The organism is Clostridium sp. ZBS15, from assembly GCF_023845705.1.
In the GTDB taxonomy this organism is placed as follows: Bacteria; Bacillota; Clostridia; order Clostridiales; family Clostridiaceae; genus Clostridium; species Clostridium aquiflavi.
The window spans coordinates 1-1,090 of the sequence record NZ_JAMQHY010000088.1; the positions used below are offsets into that span (position 1 = coordinate 1).

General features: G+C 23.2%; 1 protein-coding gene. It reads left to right on the forward strand.

What is annotated here, in order from left to right; all coding sequences use genetic code 11:
- The first annotated feature begins 519 nt into the window (after positions 1–519).
- Positions 520–1,065: a YcxB family protein gene (locus tag NG904_RS16445; RefSeq protein ID WP_252232772.1), complete on the forward strand. Its 546-nt coding sequence runs from the start codon at positions 520–522 to the stop codon at positions 1,063–1,065.
- Positions 1,066–1,090 lie beyond the last annotated feature (25 nt).

Genomic DNA, 1,090 nt, shown 5'->3' on the forward strand with positions numbered 1-1,090 from the left:
AAATATTGATTTTAAATTTAATTGTGATGGAAGCATATCTATAGATGATGAATCTTTATTAAGTAGTAATCCAAAGTTAAGTGGATTATTAAAAAATGATAAAGTGATGAAAATGCTTAAAGACATTGCAAAATCTAATGGTGGTAGTTTATCTATGCATATTTAATTATATACTTTAATGAGAAATAGAATACATAGTAAGTAAATTTTGTAATAAATATAAGATTTAAGTATGTATTCTATTTCTTTTTATATGAAATGAGAGGAAAATTATAATATATACTATGCAAAAGTATATATTAATGTTATTGGATATGTTTACAAATTGTAATATAATTAGAATATAAATTAATTGCTTTCTCTGAATGTAGTGTTTATATTGTAAAGTGATTATTATAGTAGAAAATTATGATTCTATAGTGATAATAAAATTTAATTTGAATCTAATTTATAATATAAAAAGCTATATGTTAAAGATAATATTAATTTATATACTAACGAAAATTTGGGGGGAAGAGAATGATTGAGGTAAGGTATAAAAATACTGAAGAACAATGGGTGGATTTTTCTATTTATAAAATGACTAGCCAAAGTAATAAGGATAGATTGGCTACTTTAAGAAGAAATTTGTTTTTGGGAATAGGTCTTTTTATAGGTGTGTTGTATTGCGTTTTAGGAATTCAAGAATATAGTAAAGGAGAAAGCCCAATATTTTCTATTGTATTAGGTGTAATTTTTGCTGGTGCAGGAATATTTGGATATTTTAAATTACCTACATACTGGATTAAAAGAGCAAAGAAAAATTTTAAGGATTTATTTAAGAAAAATGAAAAATCTTTGGGAAGAACTATAGAAGTGTTTTTGGAAAAAGATGGGTTAATAATTAATAGAAATAAGGAAAAGACGAAACTTTTATTAAATAACATTACAGATGTTACGGAGATAAATAATTGTTTGTATGTAATTTCAAATGATAATCCTGGAATAGTTATTCCTAGTGACGCATTTGAAAATGCAGATGATAAGATGAATTTTAAAAATACTATAATGAGTAATATAAAATAGTTAACTAGTAGAGTGTTGATATATA